21 protein-coding genes, 1 pseudogene and 1 other annotated feature are annotated in these 24,714 nt (G+C 38.0%); of the genes and pseudogenes, 7 read left to right on the plus strand and 15 right to left on the minus strand.

Going from position 1 to position 24,714, the window contains the following annotated elements; translation table 11 throughout:
* The first annotated feature begins 456 nt into the window (after positions 1–456).
* Positions 457–660, plus strand: a binding site (T-box leader).
* A 62-nt stretch (positions 661–722) separates the two neighbouring features.
* On the plus strand, positions 723–2,387 hold the full coding sequence (gene argS, locus MKY15_RS05690; protein ID WP_342539234.1) for an arginine--tRNA ligase: 1,665 nt from the start codon (positions 723–725) through the stop codon (positions 2,385–2,387).
* Between the two features lie 1,043 nt (positions 2,388–3,430).
* Here the strand turns inward: argS and MKY15_RS05695 are convergent.
* The 3 genes and pseudogenes from MKY15_RS05695 to MKY15_RS05705 all read right to left on the minus strand — a co-directional run bounded on the left by MKY15_RS05695 (position 3,431) and on the right by MKY15_RS05705 (position 7,048).
* Positions 3,431–4,605, minus strand: a pseudogene (locus tag MKY15_RS05695) (IS3 family transposase).
* Between the two features lie 645 nt (positions 4,606–5,250).
* Entirely contained in the window at positions 5,251–5,805 is a 555-nt protein-coding gene (locus MKY15_RS05700; RefSeq protein ID WP_342539235.1) for a hypothetical protein, read from the minus strand.
* A 652-nt stretch (positions 5,806–6,457) separates the two neighbouring features.
* Positions 6,458–7,048, minus strand: a complete 591-nt coding sequence (locus MKY15_RS05705) for a hypothetical protein (protein ID WP_342539236.1) — start codon at positions 7,046–7,048, stop codon at positions 6,458–6,460.
* A 1,169-nt stretch (positions 7,049–8,217) separates the two neighbouring features.
* Between MKY15_RS05705 and MKY15_RS05710 the strand changes: the two genes are divergently transcribed.
* Positions 8,218–9,042, plus strand: coding sequence for a hypothetical protein (locus MKY15_RS05710; RefSeq protein WP_342539237.1), 825 nt, complete (start codon positions 8,218–8,220; stop codon positions 9,040–9,042).
* Positions 9,043–9,924: 882 nt separating this feature from the next.
* Here the strand turns inward: MKY15_RS05710 and MKY15_RS05715 are convergent.
* The 12 genes from MKY15_RS05715 to MKY15_RS05770 form a co-directional block, all read right to left on the minus strand.
* The gene (locus tag MKY15_RS05715) at positions 9,925–10,119 is read right to left on the minus strand and encodes a hypothetical protein (protein WP_187046102.1); all 195 of its coding nucleotides are present in this window, start codon (positions 10,117–10,119) and stop codon (positions 9,925–9,927) included.
* Between the two features lie 80 nt (positions 10,120–10,199).
* Positions 10,200–10,379: a hypothetical protein gene (locus MKY15_RS05720; protein WP_187048040.1), complete on the minus strand. Its 180-nt coding sequence runs from the start codon at positions 10,377–10,379 to the stop codon at positions 10,200–10,202.
* 114 nt (positions 10,380–10,493) lie between these two features.
* On the minus strand, positions 10,494–10,781 hold the full coding sequence (locus MKY15_RS05725) for a hypothetical protein (RefSeq protein ID WP_187046103.1): 288 nt from the start codon (positions 10,779–10,781) through the stop codon (positions 10,494–10,496).
* A gap of 108 nt (positions 10,782–10,889) precedes the next feature.
* Entirely contained in the window at positions 10,890–11,147 is a 258-nt protein-coding gene (locus MKY15_RS05730; protein ID WP_338654808.1) for a hypothetical protein, read from the minus strand.
* A gap of 263 nt (positions 11,148–11,410) precedes the next feature.
* Positions 11,411–11,929: a hypothetical protein gene (locus MKY15_RS05735; protein WP_342539240.1), complete on the minus strand. Its 519-nt coding sequence runs from the start codon at positions 11,927–11,929 to the stop codon at positions 11,411–11,413.
* A gap of 797 nt (positions 11,930–12,726) precedes the next feature.
* The gene (locus MKY15_RS05740; RefSeq protein ID WP_340741035.1) at positions 12,727–13,083 is read right to left on the minus strand and encodes a YxeA family protein; all 357 of its coding nucleotides are present in this window, start codon (positions 13,081–13,083) and stop codon (positions 12,727–12,729) included.
* A complete protein-coding gene (locus MKY15_RS05745) occupies positions 13,080–14,135 on the minus strand; it encodes a DUF418 domain-containing protein (protein ID WP_342539241.1) in 1,056 nt (351 codons plus the stop codon). The genes MKY15_RS05740 and MKY15_RS05745 overlap by 4 nt, the downstream gene beginning before the upstream one ends.
* Positions 14,136–14,188: 53 nt before the next feature.
* Entirely contained in the window at positions 14,189–15,328 is a 1,140-nt protein-coding gene (locus tag MKY15_RS05750; protein ID WP_342539242.1) for a VanZ family protein, read from the minus strand.
* 136 nt (positions 15,329–15,464) lie between these two features.
* Positions 15,465–17,444, minus strand: a complete 1,980-nt coding sequence (locus MKY15_RS05755) for an ABC transporter permease (RefSeq protein WP_342539243.1) — start codon at positions 17,442–17,444, stop codon at positions 15,465–15,467.
* The gene (locus MKY15_RS05760; RefSeq protein WP_187046110.1) at positions 17,422–18,210 is read right to left on the minus strand and encodes an ABC transporter ATP-binding protein; all 789 of its coding nucleotides are present in this window, start codon (positions 18,208–18,210) and stop codon (positions 17,422–17,424) included. Before MKY15_RS05760 ends, MKY15_RS05755 begins: the two co-directional genes overlap by 23 nt.
* A 102-nt stretch (positions 18,211–18,312) precedes the next feature.
* Positions 18,313–19,335 carry a sensor histidine kinase gene (locus MKY15_RS05765; protein ID WP_231885734.1) on the minus strand — a complete coding sequence of 341 codons (1,023 nt, stop codon included), beginning with the start codon at positions 19,333–19,335 and terminating at the stop codon, positions 18,313–18,315.
* Positions 19,336–19,350: 15 nt separating this feature from the next.
* Positions 19,351–20,034: a response regulator transcription factor gene (locus tag MKY15_RS05770; RefSeq protein WP_342539244.1), complete on the minus strand. Its 684-nt coding sequence runs from the start codon at positions 20,032–20,034 to the stop codon at positions 19,351–19,353.
* A gap of 246 nt (positions 20,035–20,280) precedes the next feature.
* Here MKY15_RS05770 and MKY15_RS05775 point away from each other — a divergent pair, with 246 nt between their 5' ends.
* The 5 genes from MKY15_RS05775 (at position 20,281) to MKY15_RS05795 (ending at position 24,686) form a co-directional block, all read left to right on the plus strand.
* Positions 20,281–21,411, plus strand: coding sequence for a betaine/proline/choline family ABC transporter ATP-binding protein (locus MKY15_RS05775; protein WP_067213506.1), 1,131 nt, complete (start codon positions 20,281–20,283; stop codon positions 21,409–21,411).
* Positions 21,408–22,061 (plus strand): ABC transporter permease, encoded by a 654-nt coding sequence (locus MKY15_RS05780; protein WP_067213507.1) that lies wholly within the window; start codon positions 21,408–21,410, stop codon positions 22,059–22,061. Before MKY15_RS05775 ends, MKY15_RS05780 begins: the two co-directional genes overlap by 4 nt.
* A 2-nt stretch (positions 22,062–22,063) precedes the next feature.
* Entirely contained in the window at positions 22,064–22,954 is an 891-nt protein-coding gene (locus MKY15_RS05785) for a glycine betaine ABC transporter substrate-binding protein (protein ID WP_187046112.1), read from the plus strand.
* Between the two features lie 172 nt (positions 22,955–23,126).
* Entirely contained in the window at positions 23,127–24,032 is a 906-nt protein-coding gene (locus tag MKY15_RS05790; RefSeq protein WP_067213511.1) for a hypothetical protein, read from the plus strand.
* Positions 24,033–24,056: 24 nt separating this feature from the next.
* Complete coding sequence (locus MKY15_RS05795) at positions 24,057–24,686, plus strand: DUF4129 domain-containing protein (RefSeq protein ID WP_187046113.1); 630 nt, start codon at positions 24,057–24,059, stop codon at positions 24,684–24,686.
* Positions 24,687–24,714 lie beyond the last annotated feature (28 nt).

Consider the following 24,714-nt stretch of genomic DNA (forward strand, 5'->3'; position numbering starts at 1 on the left):
CTGAGGGATAATTTGTTGGCTGTAGTTAGGTAGTCAAGAACTTATTTGACACTCTAAATTCCTATTTGTCAACAATACAGCTTTCGTTCAATTTCGCCACTAACACTATATGTAGTGTCTTAATCATTATACTTACCCTAACATGTTGTGGTCTAATCGTAAATAGGGAAAAAGTTTACTTGCCCTACCATCAATAACTTATCCACATATCCACAGTCATTTTCTCGTGTCGCTTTGACCGTCATCATCGTCATTCTTGCAAATGATACACAAGTTATAAACATTAATTTAAAATCTAAAAAAATATCCTTTTTTCCCGATGTCGGTTCTATTTTGTCATTCAGCACTAAATGCAGTGTTCTACACATAGTTTAGAAGTTAACTCCAAACAGTTTTCACTTGTGAATTATTGTTACTTTCAATTGACAGCCAATCACCATTTTGATACATTCAACTACAACATCTGTGATGAAGAGAGTAGCAATGATTTCTTTTTCAGCGAACTGGGGAAGGTGGAAGCCCGGTAAAGAATACTTGTGAACCGCACTTCGGAGATGCTTTTCCAAGCGTTTTAGAAAAGCCGGTGTCTCGCCGTTATGAGGAAGTGGCCCTATACGGGCAATTTGAGTGGTACCGCGGAAGTAAGCTTTCGTCTCATTAATTTGAGATGAGGGCTTTTTTTTACGCTTTTTTAGTTCAATCAACCAAAAGGAGTGTTGACAATGAAAATGGATGTCTTGCAAGTGCTGCAACAATTTAGTCCGATTCCATTGGATGAAAACATGCTAGAAAAGCCTGTCCATGCACATTTAGGCGATTTGGCTTTACCATGCTTCCCATTCGCAAAGGAACTTAGAAAATCGCCTGTTGTCATTGCCAATGAAATCGCCCTGGCAATCGAACATCCGCTAATTCGTAAAGCAGAAGCCGTCAACGGATATGTGAATATCTTTCTGAACCGTACTACAATTACCAGTGCCCTACTGCAGAAAATTCTGGATCCATCCGTTTCCTATGGGTCATCTAATGAAGGAAATGGCGGGATTGTCACAATCGATTTATCTTCCCCCAACATTGCCAAACCATTTTCCATGGGGCATTTGCGCTCCACCGTCATCGGAAATTCGATTGCACTACTACTCGAAAAGAATGGTTTTAAGACCGTAAAAATCAATTACATCGGAGATTGGGGCACACAGTTTGGCAAGCTACTGACAGCCTACCGGAAATGGGGCAACGAACAAGAGGTCCAGCAAGCTCCAATCCAGACGTTGTTAAAACTGTACATCCGATTCCATGAAGAAGCAGAGCACAATGATTCGCTTAACGCTGAAGGCAGAGCAGCATTCAAATCCCTGGAAGACGGTGATAAGGAAGCACTGGCTTTATGGAAGTGGTTCAAAACGGAATCCCTCAAGGAATTTCAACGCATTTATGATTTGCTGGGTATTACCTTTGATTCCTATAACGGCGAGGCCTACTATAATGACAAGATGGAACCCATCGTTAAGGAAATAGCAGATAAAGGACTCTTAATAGAATCAAATGGTGCACTCGTGGTTGAACTGGGTGAGGATATGCCACCTTGTTTGATTATGAAATCAGATGGCGCGACGTTATACGCCACACGCGATTTAACCGCTGCAATCGATAGAAAAGAAACGTATGATTTCGTGAAATCTCTCTATGTCGTTGGAAATGAACAAAGTCTCCACTTCACACAATTCAAGAAAGTACTCGGTAAAGTGGGCTACGAGTGGGCAGACGATATCCAGCACATTCCTTTCGGTCTCATATTAAAAGCCGGAAAAAAGATGTCCACCCGCAAAGGGAAAATTGTTTTGCTAGAGCAAGTTTTGAATGAGGCGATTTCACTTGCACAGTCGACAATTGAAACGAAGAATCCAAACTTAGCGAATAAAGCGCAAGTCGCTGAAGAAGTTGGCGTCGGTGCCATCATTTTCGGTGACCTGAAACAACATCGCAAACACGATATCGAATTTAACTTAGAAACAATGCTCCAGACAGAAGGTGAAACCGGTCCCTACGTCCAATATGCTTTCGCACGGGCCAAATCAGTGTTAAGAAAAGCTGGTGACATACAGCCGTATAGCGTGGATGACGTCAATGATTTCGAATGGGCAATCATTCGAGCATTGGAGCAATTCCCACAAACAGTCAAGCGCGCTGCGGATGATTTAGATCCTTCCATCATCGCAAAATATGCAATCGATCTCGCTCAAACGTTTAGCTCGTTTTACGGGAATGTCAAAGTGCTTTCCGATGCTGATCATCTGCCATACAGAATTGCGCTGATCACGAGTACGGCGATTGTCTTGAAAGAGGCGTTACGATTGTTAGGTATGAAGGCACCTGAGGAAATGTGATTGGAAATAAATCATACCGAAGTCAACAGGTCCGTTCAGCGGTAAAAAAAACAGCAAAAAGCGCTAGTGAAAACGCCAAACATTTACGTTTGGCGTTTTCACTAGCGCGATCCATTAAATCCTCTTGTTGATTTCTTGTTCTTTGTTCAACTAACTATCATTAGTTGGGCTAGAATGGATTTTCTCCTTTAATAAAAGGAATAAAGACGACGTAAGCCGAGACAATAAAAAGTACCCAAAAAACCTTGGATTTCATACGTTTTTTAAACAAGTGGTTATTTTTATTTGTAAATAGCACACGGATTGTTGTATAGACAAAATACAAAAGATACGACAACCCGAACCAATTAACCCATACGTTCCCCATAAAACTAATCCCGAATTTTTCATAAATTACTCCTAATACATTTTCAGTTAGGATGAAACCAATAGCCAAATAAATTAACACTTTAAAAAATGTAATAGCATCCCTTTTCAAAGCTTACAATTTTTTCCTCCTTACTCATCTATTATATTAGTTCAAAATACGAATCTCTTTTCCAACTTTTTTTCTCCTATTGTTCAAATGGATACAGTCACAATGATTCTATCGCAAGTTCCGACTCACATACTTGTTGATAAAAACCTTGCATAGACATTTCACCCAATATACTCTTGGTCAAAAACTTATTTGGTATATTTTTTGTAGCAGAGTATCTGTTTTTTTGAACTCTAAGTATTTCTAACCTATCAAACCCCTCCTACTTCTTAATCCAATCTTATATATGTTGAACTAATGATTCTATATAATCTCCAGCGAAGGCGCCTCATAGGGGTAGCCGAAGCAATAAGACTGACAGCGGTTTTCTGTTTGGCTTATTGCGGGAGGCATCCCCAAGCGCCAAGCGTTGTTGAGAGGATTCTCTATGTCAATATTTATAGTCATTGGAACGTATCACTAACCACAAAGTATACCACTTTCTTCCAACACGAACCTGTACAAAATTAAAAAACCACCTGAGTAGACTGACATAGCGATATGAGACACATATAAAACACCTTTATTAGGCTGCCGTGACACCATACTTTATGGGTGTTAGGTATCCTAATTTTTCTTGGATACGTTCTTCATTATAATAATTTAAATAGGTAATTACCCGCTCAGTTACGTCTTGATTACGTAATGAATTAAATTTAACATATTGAAATTCCTCAGACTTCAAGTTCGAATGAAAAGATTCAATCACCGCATTATCCCAACAGTTTCCTCTACGCGACATACTGCTGGCGAGGTCGTTATCCTTAATGCAGGCCTGGTACGCATATGACGTGTAGACACTTCCTTGATCTGAATGCACAATCACGCCTTGAGGGTGATTACGGACAGCCATCGCCGCCTTTAACGTGTCAATCACGAGCGAGGTTTGTTGATGATCGTATAATTTGTAAGCGACAATTTCGTTCTTGAATAGATCCATAATAGTCGAAAGATATTTTGTAGTACTGCCATATTGGATATATGTGATGTCTGTCACCCACTTCTTGTTCGGTTTACTAGCCGTGAAATCGCGGTTAAGAAGGTTAGGGTCAATTATGATACTTTCACCTTGGGATTTCCACTTCCGTTTTGGCTTGATACGACACTGTAAGTTATGCTTTTGCATGAGGTTCTGAACTGTATTGCGATTCAATTCTATATTATATTTCTGCTTCATTCTGCTTCATCATAGCCTTTATTTTTCGATGACCATCCCGATACCTAGTGCTTTTATACAGTTCCATAATGGCTTCCTCTTCTACTGAAAGCGGCTTATTATAGCTTGAAGACACCATCTATAATAGTTCTCCCGTGGTACTCCTAACGCGGACAAAATGGCTGTAATCGTGTACTTCTTTTTAAGTTTCTCTACACTCTGTAGAACTATTTCTTTTTTAACTCCCTTTCGATCTCCATGTACTTTTTCAAGATTTCGTTCTCCATCTTCAAATGAGATAATTGACGTTCCCGCTTGTCGTCTTCACTGGCTAACTCGGGACCGTGACCAAATGTATATTGTTTACCGATTGGCTGATCAAATCGATAAATTTCATTCGCACGGTACCATTTCATCCAAGTTTCAACCTGTGATTTATTTTTGATTCCGTGTTTTTCCATAATTTCATTAGTTGTCAATTCACCACTTAGTTTATCTTTAACAACTGCCCATTTAACTTCGCTTGAATATACGTTTTTGCCCATGCAAAAACACCTTCGGAGTGGTACATTTTACAAATGTACCACTCCGAAGGTGTTTTATATTGTCTCAATAATTTAGGTTAGTCCACTTTCGCTTTGCGCAAAAAGGATTTTTTTCATGCTGCTAATCTTTTGAAGATCCCGTATCGGTTCAACGAATTTCATGCTTTCAGTACACTTCCTCACGTATTTTAACGTACAAACCTCAATCTAACTTAAGATAATATTAACATGCATTAAGTTAGATTCAAATTGACGACGAAAAAAATACAAGGATAAAAAACATCCTAAACCCTTTTGTATCAAGGGTTTAGGATGTTTTTATGAATCTAACATATTTGGATTGTGTTAGATTCGGATTTTCTTTTTAAGTACACTTAAATAGATATTGTGGTAATCACTAAGTAAAATTGTTAAACTTTCAGAATGCAATTCGTTAAACATGGACTCCATCATGAAGTTTATTAAGGAAAAATTCATGTTCTCCATCTACACTTATAACTATTTGGTTACCAAGTGTTATTTTCATTGGAAAAATTTTAGATTTCTTTTCTGAGAACAACCATACGTACCTTGAACGAGAAATTAGGCTTATGATCTTAAACAAACGCACCCGATTATTGACTAACAAAGTCATTGTTTAATTGCTCATTGTCTCAATATATCTGAGAATCCGTTGTCATTTCCATATTGGAATTTCCCGATTTTCCCTTCTTCTTTTGTAGAAAAAAGGACCAAACCTTCAACATTAATTATTTTTTCTTCATCCCCATTTTTCTGATACCCTACCTTCGCTACGAATGTATACCGATTTGAGACCTGTTCATCCTGCTCAATCGAGGCTTCTTTAAAATGTAACGTATATCCATTAGAATCAGCGAAACTTTGATAAGTAGTACCGAATGCCCGCATGAAGAAATCTAGTTGGCTCTCTGTGAAATACTCTCCATAAACCTCTTCTATATACTTATCTAATTCTGAATTTCTTTCTGCCCCATTTTCAACAATCTTGTATTTAGGATTCCACAACAAATCCATAAACTCCTTATCTGGCCCCGTAAATTGGTGCTCTAGTACTTTTTGAATGACTACCTTATTTGGGTCCCCTGTTTCATCTTGCGAGCAACCAGAAATTAAAAATCCTGATATAGACATAATTATAGTCAAAAAAACAATAAGTGTTTTGTTCTTTCGTTCAAGCATTACATAACCCCCTTAGTAACTTATACGTTTTAAAGTCAAAGAAGACTCAAAAAAAATTATGAATTTCACCATTGCTTTCTGATACTCTAACTTTTACTGGTTTTTGGCACAACAACAAGTTTTTTCTTATTAAAGTAAATGGCCCGTTTGCGGCATAAAGACTTTATTACGAATTAGCCGAGTTTGTATAGCAAGTATAGCATTTCCATTTCTGAAAAGTATATTTATTGTCTTTAACTATCCAGAAGGTATGAAGTGGTAAAGGTATTGTCTCTCACTGGTACAATCTATGTCACTTGGTGGTAAAAAACATGTCACTAGTGGTACATTTCATTGGCTGTAATCACTTATATACAGTATACAAAGAAGGAGTATTTAACGTTTATAAAGTTATGCCACCCGCAATAGATAAAAAAGTCTCCCTTTCTAAATAAAAGAGAGACTTTTTCCCAATCTAACATATTTCCATTGTGTTAGATTCGCAAAACACACAAGACATATCTAAACATTCATTATTCTGCGAATATCTCATAAAAAGTCCTCTTTTTTAAATAGACTTCCATAAAAATAGGCACATAACTAATATCCCGAATTGAGAATCACTTTGCATATTTTACTGCATCGTCAAATTGTCGTCATCTTGATGATGATATTATACCCATTTGAGGAAAAGAGCCACTGCTGCTCGAGCGTATGCTCCTTTTGTAGTATGTGCAGTAGTTGCTTGTACAATAGGCAACAATGATCCTATAAAAACTTGATTACATGCAGCACTCGAACTATTGAACCCTGTAAAACACATATCGTGAGTACGACAAGCACTATCTAAATTATCAATTGCCGTTTTATCATACCCATTATTCCCTTTGCCACAGTAGTTACCATAACTACCTATAGGGAATAAAGCTAGAGGCATTATTACTGAAGCTTCTTCGTCTCCAGTAAGCATAGCGTTAAGGATGTTCATTACATTTAAAACTTCGGATTGCACACCATCTAGTTCAGCAGTTGTCACATCCACCTTGAAACTTCCATCTTCTGATTCTACTCGGTACTTATCTAGCTCATTAAATAAATCAATAGTTTCTTGATCCACCCCTCCCAAACTTTCAAACAATTCTTCATAAGTTTCATTATTTTTTTTTATTGCAGCACTTGCATTTTGAGGAATTACAGTAAACAAAAAAATTACTGTCGCTAAAAATAAAAATCCAACTTTTCCAACTTTAAAAATATTCTTCATTGATATCACTCCTTTTAATTTAATATATTACCAATGTTATGATAATATATTATGTAAGCTGAAATTTACCACTATGTTCCTTATATAGCAAGAAAATGCCAAAAAAGAAGTAAAGGAGTTTTAAAATGGACCTATGGATTATTATTAAAGAACGTTATGTATTTATCTCAATATTTATAATAATATTACTTTTAAGCTTTTTTTTCCTAGTTAGCATTTGGAAAAATCGTTTCAACATCCCTAAAACGTTAACTTTATTAACAATAATTTTTTGTGTATTTCTAATAATTTTATCGTTATTTTTATTGATTTTTATTATTTCTTTTGGATATAATTCTTAAATAAATGTACTTCACCAATTCCATTAATTTGTTTTCCTGTTTTCTGGCGTAAATAGAAAAGAGAACGGTCAAAGTCGATCCAACCTTTTATATCAGTACTTTTTCGCCTTGATTGATTCCGTACTTAAAAATTAATACTTCTTTGTGGATTCTTACGGTTCGCCATACGATGCCATATTAGTTTCGATCAAGCACGTGCGAAGCAAGCTGAGACGCCTCTTTCGTCAAAACCAATTCATTCCTTCGAATGAGTTAAAAGAAAAAACAAATGGAAAGTAATTGTTGGTAAATACTTTTAGATACAATCTATTGATAAAGAACATATAAAAACTGCACCTCCAATTAATAACTAATTGGAGGTGCAGTTTTTATATGTTCTAAAAGGCTTTTTTAAAGCTATATCAACACTGTCATCCATACTTCTAAATGATAACTTTACTACTAGTTTTATTGGTTCTGCATCAGTACTATTATTCCTTTTAGTTTGTTGTTTTCTAAGAACTGCTAAATGCTTGTTAATATCAAACTTCGCAAATCTAACTTATTTGCATTGTGTTAGATTCAATGATGCCCATAAATCCGCACTCTATTGAGAAAGGTATAAAAAACTCGCTAACTATTTCATCATCCCAAAAGTGCAATAGTTAGCGAGTTTTTTGAAAGGCAGCCTATTCTTACAAATCTAACATATTTCACTTGTGTTAAATTGGGAAGATTTTCTGCTGAATAAAAATAACTCTTATTTAACATATTTGCATATTAGTGGTAATGTATGAATTATAGAGAGTGTAAATATTTTTGTTTAAAGAAAAGGGGTATTATGTAAAAATGAAAAAGTTTATTATCTTGTTTATTGTTTTTATACTTGCTTTTTCTCAGTTGCCTATACTAGAGGTTCTTGCCGAGACTCGTGATTTGGATGATAGTGGAATTAATTTTACAGTAATTCAGGATGAAGAAGACTTTATGCTTTATCAAATGGAAGAAAATCGCATTGTATATGAGTATGAAGAGATAACTGTCGATGACGTTGTGCATACGAAAAAGTATAAAATTACTGGTTCTTTAAGAAATCTTATTGAAGACAGTTCAACTACACTTATATTGAGTGATGATAGACTCATTTTAAGTACGTTTGACAATATGAATAAAACTACAGAGCAGACTAGTTTAGATTTGAATAATTTAAATGTCGGTGAGACTGGAAATTCTGTAACGACTTTTGCGAGATGTAGTAAAATATGGCCGGATGGATATACGGGCAAGAAAGAAGCTATAACTGGGCATGCATATGCAAATAATTATGGAGAAAAGTTGGGAATTTCTCGTTTAGGTACATTGGATATTATTGTAAAAACGCCTGATAAAAAATTTGATGAATATACGAGGCTTGTCGATAGTTTAGTAGCTCAAGAAATACAACTTATACCTTTTGTCGGAGGAGCTCAAGCGCTTGGAGAACTAACAAAGGCTATTGGAAATGGTAATGTGACATTAGCTACTTTAAAGTCAGTTCTCAAGAAACTTGGTAAATCTATACCTGCAGTTGGAACACTTGTGTCAATGGTTACATATTTTAATACGAATCATAAAGCCAATGTTTCTAGGGATGGTCTCAATGGAAAGTCAGTTCGTAGAGGATTTGTTTGTTGATGTTAGAGATGAGTAAAAAAAAGAAGATTTTTTATTTTATATATTGTACTGTTTTGTTAATCGTGAGTGTTGGATTTATCATCTTTAACTATACTAACGGGTATCCTATTGGAGGAATGGTGTTTCTTTTAATAGGTATGTTGATTGCGATAACGTTGCTTATTATCAAGTAGGCGAGATTAGGAATATATATTTTAATAAAATATATATAACGTTTAGTATGTAAAAAACAGGGACCTTTGTGAAAAAGCGCAAAGGTCCCTGTTTTTTTTATTATGGCTTGGCAGTGGATAAAGGGGAAGTGTCAACGGTAAATGTCTGACTGAAGCAAAGCGGAAGGAATTTAAGGAGTTGATACGAGAGATTGTTTTCACCCTCCTTTGTTCTTCCAACCTCCGTTGGAAGACGCCACCTGGCGAAGGGGGTTTTGTGGGTTTGAAATTCATTCTGAGCGCTTTAAGGGTTTTTTTCTTGTAATTTATATGTGATTTTCCTTAAAGGGGCTTAAAAAGGCTGGTAGACGTTTTTGAAGGTTTAATATTCGGATTTTAGAATGAGCTCTGTTTCTCTTAATTTTCTCCACGTGTTAGTTAACTCAATTTACCCGAGTTAACTATTAAAACTCAGGGTTTACCATTGGTTATCGGGGTTCACTTCCGAATTCAGAAGTTTTTAGGCTCATACATCCTAATCCTTGTTCTTGCACTTAGCATGGATGTACGATCGGTAGACATAACACCCGTTCACGGAAGTAGTTACCTCCATTACACAATAAAAAAATGCCCTGTAAAGGCAGCTGAATCTTAAACTAAATCACCTCGTTAGTTTAATAAAAACAGAGACGCTTAATTAAACAATCGCGGCCGTTAGCTGCATAGTAGTTTATAATTTCGAACTACACCACGGACAGAAATCAATACTTATACTTGAAGAGCCACCATCATGGATTATCAAACCGTAGTCGTTATCTTTATCATCGAAAATCATTATTTTATCAGGACATTCAAATGGATCGCTATACATATCACATTTGAAATTTGCATGGTAATCCATATCTTCACAACAGTGTTTTTTCATATGTTGCTCCTCCTAAATGGCTCCTTTTACTGAACAGGCGCAAATCCTTTTTCAAGAATTGCGCCTGATTGCGCTACAAGCTATACAATATCCTTTATATGATTTCCTTCCTCGTCTATTTGGAAAAGGCCACCACCGAAATACCATCCTTTTTCTTCAATAAATTCAATAAAAGCATTAGAAAACTCTTCCTCACTTAAATCTTCACCATTGCTAGTATAAATACAACCATCTAGTCTAATTCCAATTGGTCTTTTCAATATCAAGCACCTCGACAGTCAGAATTCTATTTAGCAATTCTTGTATTATTTAGCCCGACAGAAGCACGAATTTTGTACGACAATCGCGCCCGTTAGCTGAAAAAAATTAACATATTAATTTTTTTTGTTTTTCAACTCTAAAAGTATAGGAGTAATATTTAATAAAATCGATATAATCGTCAAAACCCATAAGGCTGTTTCCATCGTAGGTACTACATCTAATAATGCAGCCCAATCTTTCACCTCTACCCAATCGGACACCATACTGTAATCTGCAACAATTGTTAGTGCCGTAAATGATAATCCCATCGCCATTGCCAATTTATAATCTTTGCCTGTTCCATACATATAAAGATTTATACAAGTTGCTATTATTGCGATAAGACCGAATATTACCCACATAATTATACCTCCATTCACACTGAAAATTCTTATTAATCCAGACGTAGCGAGGTAGTAAATGGTTCCATAATTGCAACTAAATGGCCCATTAGTTTAATAAGATCACTGCTATTTTACTGAATCCACGATTTTCTTTGCATCTATCAAGGACAAACCGTACTTCTCTCTCAATGATTTAACGGTTTTTACTTCTGATAAATTTTTTAATATTTCCTTTGCTTCATTTTTCATATCTCCATATTCTCCGGTCTTTTCCAAAAGTCTAGCGTTTTCCCTTTTTAATGCACTTTTTTGACGCATTAAACTAACACACCAACCTAAAAGCAAGAGCATAATTATTATTGATCTTAATTCTGACCACGGCATTTAAAATACCTCCTTATGATTTGATTGCTGAACAGGCTTGTATAGTCTATACACGACAGGTTAACATAACGCCAGTTCACGGAAGTAGTTAACTTCTTTACGCAATAAGAATTCTCGGAAGTTGATCATACGCCATAACCCCTTATAAACCCTCATTTCATCTCCAACGGTCCTTTGTTTTCTGTATGCATCAAATATACATTGTTGAGTTAACGGGCTTTCTGGTGAACGTCAGGCCTGTCTACCTGAATAATTATGCAGATTTACCTCAATGAGGGGCATTCGAATTTATCCATAAAATCAACCAACGCTAAATGTAAAATGTCCGATTTATTGAGGCGTTCCGCTTCGCAAAACACATCAAAGCGCTCCCCAATAGTTTGATCAATCACAATGGTCTTTCGCGTTCTCTCTTCTTGTGGAAGTTGTTTAATACGTTCATGAAGCGTTGGCTCCCTTTTAATTACTGGAGCTGATTCTTGCCATGATTTTAACATCTCTTTGATGGCTCGCATTTCGTCATCGGTGAATTGTCGATGAATAGCATGTGAATCTGTTGTAACTGTCTTGGGAACCGGTTGTGAATGAGTATTCTTGGCCGATGATTTGGATTTCACAAAGTCGAAAATGCTTTGATCAAGTGGTTCATCGCTGTCGCCAACGAAGGTCCACCCCCTCGGAGTTGCACTACTGTATTTATAGCCTGCTGTATTCAATGCGCTCGCAAGAGGATCCTTTCTAATGCCATCGATTTGCTTAGCTACATCCGTATGTACGTCCATATAAAATCATTCGCTAGACCAACCATTAGCGCATCCATAAACATAGTGATACCTCACTTTCTCATTAAGATTTTTATTATTCTCTACCCCAAAACAGAAATAATCCACCTTATTTTGTTCGCTAACCATTAGCCTTTCGCGACAAGCACCTAAACAAACGTGAGTAATAAAATAAACATTTCGCTTTGAAAAAGTGAAAAATTAAAATTCGGAAACCTCTGTCTGATACTTCTTTTATCGACAGGCGGATTTTATATTTCTCACATTCCTTCTATTTTTAATATCCGAAAAAAGTAAAATTGCATCTTAAAGATGGAGGGAATATCAAAATAAAAAGAATGCTTGTATTATTTAAGCCTTGTTAGGAATATTTATACTTTCACCTCACAAATTTCATCCTTTTGTAAATAGTAACACAATTCCCAATCGCTAGTAAAAACACCGGATTCCTAATTGGAATCCGGTGTTTTTATAGTCTGATGCTTTCCTATTCTGCTAATTCAAGGAATTTCAAATAACTAATCCGTTTACACTTGATTGTCGCCATTTTGTTCGACTAACTTTCCAGTGAAATGTTTACTACTTTTTCCGTATATAGTTGATACAGTGATACCGAAGATAACGATATCGATGCCGTTTTCGAAATAGAAACCCAATACTCATACTTTAATCTTTAACCTTTAACCTTTAACCTTTAACCTTTAACCTTTAACGCGATTATCAAAGTTGCTATAGCAATTATCTGTATAATATTCATTATTTAATAAATATTAATCACCTTAGAATTCATCTTTCATTCAATTCAACATGTCCTTTGCCTTTGCGGGAATCTCTTCCTTTTTCACTTCTTGATAGGAAGTTACTCCCTTTCCTTTCTTTATAAACAACTCCAAATATGCATCTTTACGCAATTCATGATCACCTGTAAACGTAAACTCTTTTTCATTTCCTTTTTTATCAAATGCAGGCAGTGTGTATTCGTATCGAACATATAGCTCTCCGCTAGGTGATTGGTCCTCGAGTTTAGTACTACTTTCCGTGATTTGAACATAATAACTTTCTGCGCCTAATCGATTGAATCCCACTGATCTCAAGGCTATTAGGAAACCAATGATAACAACTATGATTGCAATTGCTGCGAATACTTTCTTCATGATTTTGCTCCTTTTCTATTCGTAGTTGAATTTTTTCTTCCATAGGTCATAAGACGCCATACTTTCTCCAATGGCCCCATCTTGAAAAATTTAAACCATAGGACACTAAAAAGTATTTGGATAATGAAAATAACACTGGCAATCAAGACGGTCTGACTTGAAGATGCAAATTTGATGCCCATTAGTGACATGATTGTCAATGCAATGAAACTTTGAGCAACATAGTTAGTCAAAGCCATTTGACCAACGCGGGCAACAGGTTGAAGTAAATGTACAATGGTTTTATTTTCTAGCAATAAGAACATCGTTGCCAGATAAAACAGCACGGTAGGAATTGTGCCAAGAGAAATGATTAACTCCACACTATCTACACCTTGTTGCTTTGCTATCCAAATCCATACAGAAAAACCAATGACGATTGGCAGTGTCACAATCTGAATCCATCTGACTTGCTTTTGCAATCGGCCAATTTGTCGTGGCCAGTCCGCTTTTGCAACTAAGAAACCTGCCAAAAACATAATGTAGACCAGCACTGTATCATTTCCGATTGAAGCCATGGAACTGGCCATTGTCGGAATGACTAACGCCATAATCAGCGCAATCAGGTAAACGCAAGTGAAGCCTGCCAGCCATTTTTTGATGGTCGAGATTTGTACCCTGTAAAATGGGAGGAGAAGAAATCCGATAACAGCATAGGCTGCTAAAATAGATCCCCAAAATATGATTGCGTGAATGATACCGAGTACCAATAAGCTAAGCAAACGGCGAACAAAACGCCATCTTGGCTTATCTCCACGCTGCTGGGCACGTGATGTAAAAATGTAGAAACCGATACCGAACAGGAAGGAGAATATGGAGAAGAATTTCTTTTCCACCAGGATATGAATGAGCATATCTACATAATGATTCATACCACTATTTACGGGGAGAATATCACCTTCCATAACAACTTGATAAGCAGGTATGTTAATAAGCATAATACCAAACAATGCGATTCCACGGATAATATCCAATGAAATAATTCGTTCTTTTTTTGCGATTGATGGGTTCATCCAACATTCCTCTTTCTTACAGGTAGAATAAGAATTCCGCCTTCTTTATTCATTTAATTTTTTGTATGTCTTCTTAAAGAAATTATATTGCTATACTCATTAAAATAAAGTGGCTTGTCTTTTTTTATCCAACGAATTAGTATATGTCCGATTACAGTCATCCATAAAAGCACTGATAAAAAAACAAGTCCGATTGAGAAAAGGAGTAACAGTAATTCTGCTTGACTTGCAAACTGATTTGCTACACCTGCAAGTCCACTGAAGAAATAAGGCAAGTAAATCGCAAGGTATCGTCTGCTTAAACTTGTAAACCATTTGGTCGTGTCGGGCTGTAATTTCATCCGAACAATTCTTGAACCTAGTGTATAGCCCTTCCAAATCATCGGTACAATTACAATTCCCACAAATAGGACAACCGTAAAGAGCGCAAATTCGGTAAACGTACCTGTCCATTTCATCACATTCATAACAACACCCGTGATGAACCTAACTAGAATAATATCCAAAACAAGTCCAAAAAGTTGTGCACCTATGGTCGATTGTTCTTCATTCATATGCGTTTCATCCTCTTCATTTAACTTATCTCTTGAAGGAATAAACGCTAAAAACAGGGGTGCAAAAAGAAAGCCAAGAAAGGTGCCAAGTGTATTCGCCATTAGATCATCGACATCAAACAGCCGGTATGGACATGTAAAAATCCCAAAAACACCCGTTAACTGCGTAATTTCAAAAAACAAAGACACGCCGAATCCAATGAAAATCACATAAAACCATTTGTCCTTCGTTTTGAATAAATAACGTAAAAACACGCCAGCTGGGAATAATAGGAGTACATTAAATACGACTTGATACACCGAGAGAGCACCAACCAATGATTTATATGAAGAGGGTCTTGACCAAACTACACCTGTATCATGTGCTATATCCTGGATGAATTGAAACGGTCGTAATTGCATATACGACATTATCGGATCTGCAAATTGACAATTATTCCGTACTATAGGTAAGGGTAAAATCACAAGAAAAAAGGCACTTAAACTGTAAAACAGGAAACTAATTATCAAAAACGTACGCAAAAAACTAATGTACCCATATTTTCGGTATTGGTAGATTGCCCAAGGCAAAGTCAAAAATGATGCGAGCATAAAACAGACAATAAATGCGAAGAAAATTGGCATTATATGAGTTTGCAATTAATCCCCCCCTTCCTAACCATTACCTCTAACGTATTCTTGAAATGAATCCCTTTTATCGGAAATGGCACCCAATCCACTTTTACATGAAAGAGTGCCACTTCGAAATTAGAACTATTCGTAAAGTTAAAATCAATTATAGTGCGGCTTTCACCGTTTTCCGATAATAGCCGACAGTCAAGAATGCGAATACGAGGTAAATCAATGCATAAAGGCCCATAGCAATCGTTGTAGGTACTGTAATATCGGACATGAATAGGAACGACGCCGCTTTTATCGCAAAGATAGAATGCAATAGACCAATCAGTAGCGGCAAGCCAAAGACAAATACTTGTTTGCGGATAATTCCGCGCATAATATCTTTAACCGTAAAGCCAAGTTGACGAAGTGTTGCATAACTTTTTTTCTCTTGTTCAGCTTCCGTCATTTGTTTGAAGTACAAAATACTACCTGTTGAAATTAAGAACACCAACCCTAAAAACCCGGCGATAAAGATGAGAAGTCCATTACTTTGCATGGATTTTACATACGTCAAATAATAATCGGTGCCGTATGACGACACGGTGTCTTGATTTGGGTTGCGGATAGAAGAAGCAATGGCAAGTTGGCCTTTGTCTACTACATTAAAAACGCGGACATTCCTTACTATACTCTCTGGGGTCATCTCTACTATTCTTTCTGGTTTCATCGTTCTTTTATACTTTTCAAAATCGGCATCACTCACTACAAGTTGAGATCCCCAAACTGCGTTCACAACGTCCCCTTCACCATATTTCACAGCGGTAAATATGCTTTCTGTTTCACCGCTTGTAATATACATCTCGAATGGTATCTTTATATCTTTTGCCATAGCCACCATGGAAGCATTATGAAAAATGACAGATCCATCTTTTGGTGATTCAACTTCGAGACCTGCTTTTCGTAATTGCTTAGCATTTACAAAATAGGCATTAAAAATTTCTTCCCTCATATCAAGAAATGCAGGGAAAACACCTTTTTCATGAGTTCCTTCCACTCCGAGTAACTCGATTGTCCCAGTTGTATAATCAATTCCATTTTCTTTTAACTCAACCTCAAAGTCCACTGCCGATATTTCGTTGTCTGAAAGCGGTGTTGCCGCTCCTTCTTCAAACGCAAAATCGAATGGCATCATGTAGCGCGTTTCTTTTTCCGTTGAATAATAAAGCGAATAAGAACCTGCAAGCATCGCTAATGTCATTGCAGATAAAACTGTAATAATGGTGAGCGAGTTCGCATTCCCTTTTAGACGGTGCATGAGTGAGGCAAGTGACAAACTATTGGAAAGTCCTAAATGTCCTTGCTTTCTCTTTCGTACTTGATAGAACAACCAACTGATTGTCACGCGGAATAGAAGATAGGTTCCTAATATCGTTGAGAATAAAACGCCAAGCATATTAAAGAATAACAATTCATTCAACATATGTGCCGATAACCAATAACCAAAGACAATCAATCCGATACCAAGAAAAGCAAGTATTGCCGATAGCCCACTTTTCGGCTTCTTCGGCTGTTCCCCTTGTTTGTCAGCATTGAATAGGCTAAGCAATGTATTACGATACACTTTAAACACCATTTGAATCGATGTAAGCGCAATGATAACCACGAATACAAGTGCTGTCTGTAAAACGGCCCCCATCGAAAACGATAGCTCTACAATGTCATTAAAGCCGACCAATTTCATAAGTATCAATAAAAATACTCTGGATAAAAGCATCCCGACACCGATTCCGATAACGAGCGCTCCGGCTCCAAGAAGTGTGTTTTCAATAATAAGGAGCCGTGCAACTGCCCCTTTCGTTAATCCAATCAATTGATACAGTCCAATTTCACTACTTCTTCTCCGAAGGAAAATCGAATTGGCGTAGATAACGAATATGCCAGCAATGAATAGAACCAAAATGCCCGCCACCTTGAATGCGGAATCCATCTTCATGGAGCTATTTGCCTGCTCAATAACTGCAGAATCATATTGCAACGTCGCGAATACAAAGTAAAGGACAACACTGAAAATCAGTGCAAAGAAATACAAATAATAATGCTTGATATTTTTCCGCATACTGCGGATGACAAGATCAAATAGTGTCAACGCTGTCACCCCCGAGAACGCCTTGAACTTTCAGGATTTCCTGGAAGAAGACTTGTCTCGTTTTATCGCCACGGTACAATTCCGAGTAAATGGTGCCGTCTTTCAAAAAGACAACGCGGCTGCAATAGCTCGAAGCAAGTGGGTCATGCGTCACCATCATGATTGTGACGTCCCGCTTTTTATTGACATCCTCTAATGTGCCTAATAGGGAAGATGCTGACTTGGAATCGAGGGCCCCTGTTGGTTCGTCTGCAAATACCATGGAGGGTCTATTAATAAGAGCACGTGCAGCAGATGTCCGCTGTTTTTGACCACCTGAAATTTCGTGCGGGTATTTGTGTGCGAGGTCTTTAATGCCAAGGATGTCTGCGATTGCCGTGAACTCTGCTTCCGCTTCTTTTTTATTCATCTTACCAAGTGATACAGGTAGCAAGATGTTTTCTTTTACAGTTAATGTATCTAGTAAATTATAGTCTTGGAAAATGAATCCTAATTTTTCACGACGAAACGCGGAAAGTTCCCGATCTTTCATCTTCGAAATATCGGAATTACCGATGAGGATAGACCCCTCTGTCGTACGGTCAATCGTCGCAAGGACGTTGAGCAATGTTGTCTTTCCTGCTCCCGAAGAACCCATAATGCCGACAAATTCACCTTCATGGACACGAAGTTCGATGCCTTTTAGTACTTGTTGGACATTGCTGCGTGATCCATAGGACTTTCGAATATTCTGCGCATGCAGAACTGTTTTTTTTGTTGTATGTGTTTTATTCATATAAAATGGCCTCCCTGTTTGCTATGTCCCTATCTTATCCTGCTTAGTTCCTTGGGTCGTTTGATTTGCATGACAAACAGGTCGTCCAACGTTACATAAACGTCACGTTAGTACAGAGTCGAATTCATTCTCAGTCATGAATGTCAGTCGCATCGTCGTTCCTTGCCCCGCTTCGGATTGTGCAGTAAGTGTGATGCCAATCTTGATAGCAACGGTTTGTGCGAGGTAAAGTCCTAGACCTGTTGCTGCATTATGTAGTCTTCCTGTACCGCCAGTGAATCCTTTATCGAATAACCGAGGCAAGTCATGCGATGGAATACCAGGTCCTTCGTCTCTTATAGTTAGAACCACATTGCCACTTTCTACAACGTTTGTTGTGATCCAAATTGTTCCGCCTGACGGACTATACTTCACTGCATTCGTCAACACTTGACGGATTATGAACCGACACCATTTACTATCCGTTACAACTTCAATCGCTTCATCTTCAAATTCGATAGCCATGTTTTTTTGCCTGCACCACGATGCAAGCTCGCGCACTTCCGCAGCTACAAGCTGGTGGATGCCGCTTTTCCCGACAACATAATCCGATTCCAAAGAAGGCAAACGGGAAATGTATAACTGCTGGTCGATGAGCAAATGAACACGTAGCCACTCCGTTTCGATTTTCTGCAATGCCGGTTCACTTCGATTGGCTTCAATCACCAATTTCATGGCAGTCAGCGGTGCTTTCACTTCATGTACCCAAGCTGCCGTATAATCACTTTCAATCACGTTAGTTGCTTTTAAATCGTACAATCTTTTCGTATAATCATCCGCAACTTGCCGCAACATCTTATTCGTTATTGTGTCACGTATTGATAACGGCTCCGGCAGCGCTTCTTGCCAATCTTCTTCAATTATTCCATTGGGCGGGATTAATGCTTTCATAAACTTCATTTCCTTGAAATAGCGCCATATGAAAAAAGTGAAGAACACACTCAGCAGTAAAACGTTAAAATACAAAACAGATGAAAATGCCGCATCGATTCCAGCGTCCAGCCAAATAACTATATCCGCAAACCCGAGTGCCGCTATAAAAAAGAGAATCCAACTTTTCATATCCATCAGATAACTTATAAACAAAAAAATAGCCCCTTCCTACAGCGTAGTCGCCATATAGCCCAGTCCTTTTTTCGTGACGATTGCTTCACCGAGGCCCAGTTCCGTGAGCTTTTGACGGAGGCGCGTAACATTCACCGTCAATGTATTATCGTTAACAAAACGTTCATCATCCCATAACTTACGGATTAACTCATCCCGTGAAACAATCTCGTCATTTGATTGAACAAGCACCGCTAATATGAAAAATTCATTTTTCGTCAATTCGACCTCATTGCCACCTAAACGGATGACACCGCGCTTCATGTCAATCATCGCTCCATTCCATTCGAGTACATCCGGCGCTTCTTCACCGTATGCGTATGTCCTTCTTAAGAGTGCCTGAATTTTTGCAAGCAATACATCTGAATGGAATGGTTTCTGAACATAATCATCCGCTCCCATATTCATCGCCATAACCATATCCATCGGGTGATCCCGCGATGATAGAAAGATAATAGGTACCTTCGAAATTGCACGAATTTCGCGGCACCAATGAAAGCCGTCATAGGAAGGCAACTGAATATCCATAATAACAAGATGCGGTTTTTCATTAATAAAATCGACCATGACATCATGAAAGTCATTCGGTCCAGTTACATTAAAAGACCATTGCCCCAGTCGCTCTTTCAGTGAATCAAATATTGCTTTATCGTCCTCTACGACGAAAACTGTCATATCCATTGCCGATGCACTTCCCTTCTATTATCCATTCTAAAGGAACATACAACAGACAGGCAATTTGGACACTTCCGGGATATCATGCAAAAAAAACTCAAAACCCGCTCCGAATATGATATACTAAAGGAGTGAGACATCACTCCGAACGTTATCTGGAGTGCAAAGTGTCTGCTTTTTTTTAACTCCGAATGATTTTTTCATCTACTATTCGGAAATAAATTCGTTGTGAAAAACTACAGGGAGGTACACATGCTCAAATTTGAAAATGTAAGCAAAGTGTTCGATGGTGGATTTCAAGCAGTAAAATCTGTCAGTTTCGATATTCCAACAGGAGAGTTTCTTGTCCTCATTGGACCAAGTGGTTCCGGAAAGTCGACAACAATGAAAATGATTAACAGAATGGAGCCCCACACAAGCGGTAAAATCACAATTAACGGTAAGGATACCAACTCCTACAACGCCTCTGAACTACGCCGGAACATCGGGTATGTCATTCAGCAAATCGGGCTTTTCCCCCACTATACAATTGAAAAAAATATTGCAATAGTACCCCAGCTAAAAGGTTGGAACGACAAAGAAATTAAGGCGCGCGTTAACGAACTTCTTGAATTAGTTGGTCTTGATCCTGAAATTTATGCAACTCGCTATCCAAAGGAACTTTCAGGCGGACAACAGCAGCGTATCGGTATCGCAAGAGCGCTTGCAGCAGATCCTGATGTTATTCTGATGGATGAACCCTTTAGTGCACTCGATCCACTGACACGTGAACAACTTCAAAATGAATTTCTCTCCTTGCACAAGAAGTTGAAAAAAACGATTGTTTTTGTTACACATGATATGGATGAAGCGCTAAAAATGGGCGATCGCATCGCCATTATGAAAGATGGTAAGCTGCTACAGTTGGACACCCCAGAGAAATTACTTCACGAACCAGCCCACGGCTTTGTAGAGGAGTTCATAGGGAAACATCGGATTATCCAAAACCCTGAACTCATGCCCGTTATCGACATCATGTCAGAATCGGTTTACACCGCTCTCCCTCAATGGTCACCTGAGAAAGCACTTTCATTCATCCGTCAGCGAAAAATTACGAATCTTATCGTTGTCGATGATGACAATATATTAGTTGGAATTGTATCCGCACATGATCTTATTAAAAAATTAGACGACATTAAAATAATTGAAGAGATCATGGTTTCGCGAGAGCCATTTTTATATGACACTTCGACGGCTAAAGACGCTATTATCATGATGAATGAAGCACCTTACGGCATTCTTCCAGTCATCGATAAAACGCAAAAATTAGTAGGCGTTGTTACACGAGGTTCGCTGTTGTCCGCCATGTCCAGTCAGTGGACAGAAACGGGGGATATCCAATGAATAAATTAACTATTTGGCAACAACTTGTTGAACAATCTCAAATGCGATGGAAAGAAGTACTTGAGGCGACATCAGTCCATATTCAACTTGTTTTCTTCTCGATGCTTATTGCCATTGTCCTCGGTATTACACTTGGTATTCTTATTACACGCGTTCCGAAGCTCACGACAATCGTACTTGGCGGTGCGGGCGTTATGCAGACAATTCCAAGTCTTGCATTGCTCGGTTTCATGATCCCGATTTTCGGAATCGGCGTAAAAACAGCAATCGCTGCCCTATTCCTCTATTCCTTATTGCCGATTATCCGAAACACGTACACTGGTATTAAAGATGTCGACAAAGCAACAACCGAGGCTGCAAAAGGGATGGGTATGACAAGCATGCAAGTCTTGTTAAAAGTGGAACTGCCACTTGCGATCCCCGTTATCATGGCTGGTATCCGTACAGCAGCAGTCATTAACGTCGGTACAGCAACACTTGCCGCTTTCATCGGAGCAGGTGGACTCGGTGATTTCATCTTCCTAGGTATTACTCGTGGAATTGATGGTTTGATTTTACTTGGGGCAATCCCGGCAGCAATCCTTGCGATTATCCTAGAAACACTCTTTAGTGGGATTGAACGCTGGACAACGCCGAAAGGATTGAAGTAACTATGAAAAAGAAATTCCTAGTTCTATTCTCGACAGTGCTCATTGTGAGTATGCTGTCGGGCTGTATTTTCATCGAAAAAGAGTCACTAACACTCGGTTCACGGAACAATACAGAAAGTATCATTTTGTCACATGTCATGGGGCAATTAATTGAAGACAAAACAGATATTGAAGTCATTTATAAAGAAAACCTTGGCGGCTCCAACGTTGTTTGGAACGCAATGTTAAACGGCCTTATCGACGTTATTCCTGACTATACAGGGACAATCGTCGTCAACTATTACCATGAAGATCCCGGCACAGCCGAAGAAACATTGGAAGCAACGAAACGACTCGTTGATGGCGACGGTATGATTGCGTTCAATACGTTTGGTTTCAACAATACGTATACACTCGCCCTTGATGAATCAAGAGCCGAAGAACTCGGTGTTGTGACATTCAGTGACTTCGCTAAAGTTTCAGAGGACTTCATACTAGGTGCAGTCTTCGAATTCATCGACCGCCCGGATGGTTTACCAGGCTTTCAAGAAGAATACGGACTGAAATTCAAAGACGTCAAAGGCATGGACCATGGTATCATGTACCGTTCCATTGGCGCGAAAGAAGTGGATGTTATCAACTCATATACGACAGACGGTCAGCTACAAGATTATGACTTACGTGTACTAGAGGATGATAAATCCTATTTCCCACCATACCATGCACTTCCAATCGTACGGAAAGAGACGTTAGTGGAGTACCCCGAAATTGAAGAGGTGCTCATTATGCTTGAAGGAATGATTGATGAAGAAGCAATGCAGAAAATGAATGCGAAAGTCGACAATGACGGTATGATGGTCGAACAAGTTGCGGAAAATTTCCTTATTGAGTCAGGATTAATAAAAGAAAAATAAGCCGTGGGTTCGAACACACGGTTGAAAATAAGTACCTTCATGGTGCTTATTTTTTTTGCCTAAAAGCTTAGATGACATGGACTTTTCCGAATACTTCTTCTGGTTCGCAAAACACTCACTATCAAAATAGTGTTAGAATAGTAAATATGAGAATTTTAAGGAGATGAATAAAATGAATGAAAGACTTAACAGACCAAAAGGATTTGGAGAAATCCTTGATCTAACATTTAGTTTGAGCAAAAGCAGGTTTCGGGATTTTTTCATTATTTCCCTTATTTTTATGGGTCCAATTTACTTGATTCAAGCATTGATTAGTCTCAGTTCTGGAGTAGGCTTTTTCAGGGAAATGGGTGCTACTGGAGCTTGGTATGAAAAGATAATTTCAAGCTTCGAGGGGGCGGAATCCACGGGTCTAGGAGCCGATCTCGGAACTGCTCTTGTAGGAATTACTAGTTTCTTCTTATTTCCAGTCGCTACAGCAGCCATTTTATTAGTCGTTAATCGGATAAGAAAAAATGAAACATACACCATTGGTTCAGTCATTAAACAAGCTTTTTCACGATACGGTCCTATTATTGGTAGTACCATCTTATTTTCTTTAATAACAATTGGCTTGATCCTTATTCCAGTGTTTATTTTAGTGTTTTTACTAATAAGCTCCCTTGCCACTTCTTCAACTGTTGGAATAGTTGTAGGGATTATCCTATTCATAGCACTTGCTATCGGTAGTGGCTACCTGTTAACTCGTTGGAGCTTTTATCTTGGATCTGCTGTACTCGGTGAAGGTTCTCCGGGTTTCACAAGAAGTTGGAGGCTAACTCGTAAGCGCGGTTGGTTTTTAATCGGCCTCTATATTATCTTTTCTTTAATTATCGGTGTTATTAGTACCGTAATTGAATTGGCTTTCGGTCTATTTTTAGGAAATAGTGTACTCCTTTCACTGATTGTATCCCTAGCGACTATATTTACGACAATGATTTTCTCTGTTGGTTATGCAGTCATGTACCTAGATTTAAAAGTCAGGCATGATGCAGACGATTTAAAAGAAATGATTGATGATTATAACGTGGTTCAATAATGAAACAATTAAAGGTGATAATCTATGGATAATGTAGATGACGCAAGAGATGAACTCGAAAAGATTTTAAACGAAACTGAGTATACGAATTATAGTGATCAGTCCAGTACTATATTTTCGATTTGGTTGGAAAAAGCTAAAAACTGGATTGCAGATCAATTAGACCAGTTGTTTCCTGCATTAAAAACAACGAGTATGTTAGCTGGACCGATTTTGACGATTATTATTGTCATTACGCTTCTATTAATGGTAACCGTACTATTTTTTGTTATACGTAATCGTAGTCGAAAAAGGAAGTTCCGTGAGACACCTCCCCTGCAATCAACGCAGGAAATTGATTGGTCATATCAAATGCATGTAACTGAAGCAATGAAACAGGAGGACTTGGAAAAGTTCTCTTCCGCTACTCGTCATCTATTTATAGCATTGCTCCTGTATTTCCATGAAAAAGAATGGTTAGAAGCAAGGATTTGGAAAACTAACTGGGAGTATTATGAAGAATTAAAGAAAGTAAATCAACAATCAGCCGATCAATTTCAACATCTCGCCTATTTTTTCGATGAAGCCACATATGGAGAGCGAGAAGTACAAAAAGAGGACTACGTTCAATTTCAGAAGGAAGTAATGAAATACCTAAGTGAAGCGGATGAATAAGCAAAGTGTTCAGGAGAAAGGAGGAAGG

Source organism: Sporosarcina sp. FSL K6-1540 (genome assembly GCF_038620285.1).
Lineage (GTDB): Bacteria > Bacillota > Bacilli > Bacillales_A > Planococcaceae > Sporosarcina > Sporosarcina psychrophila.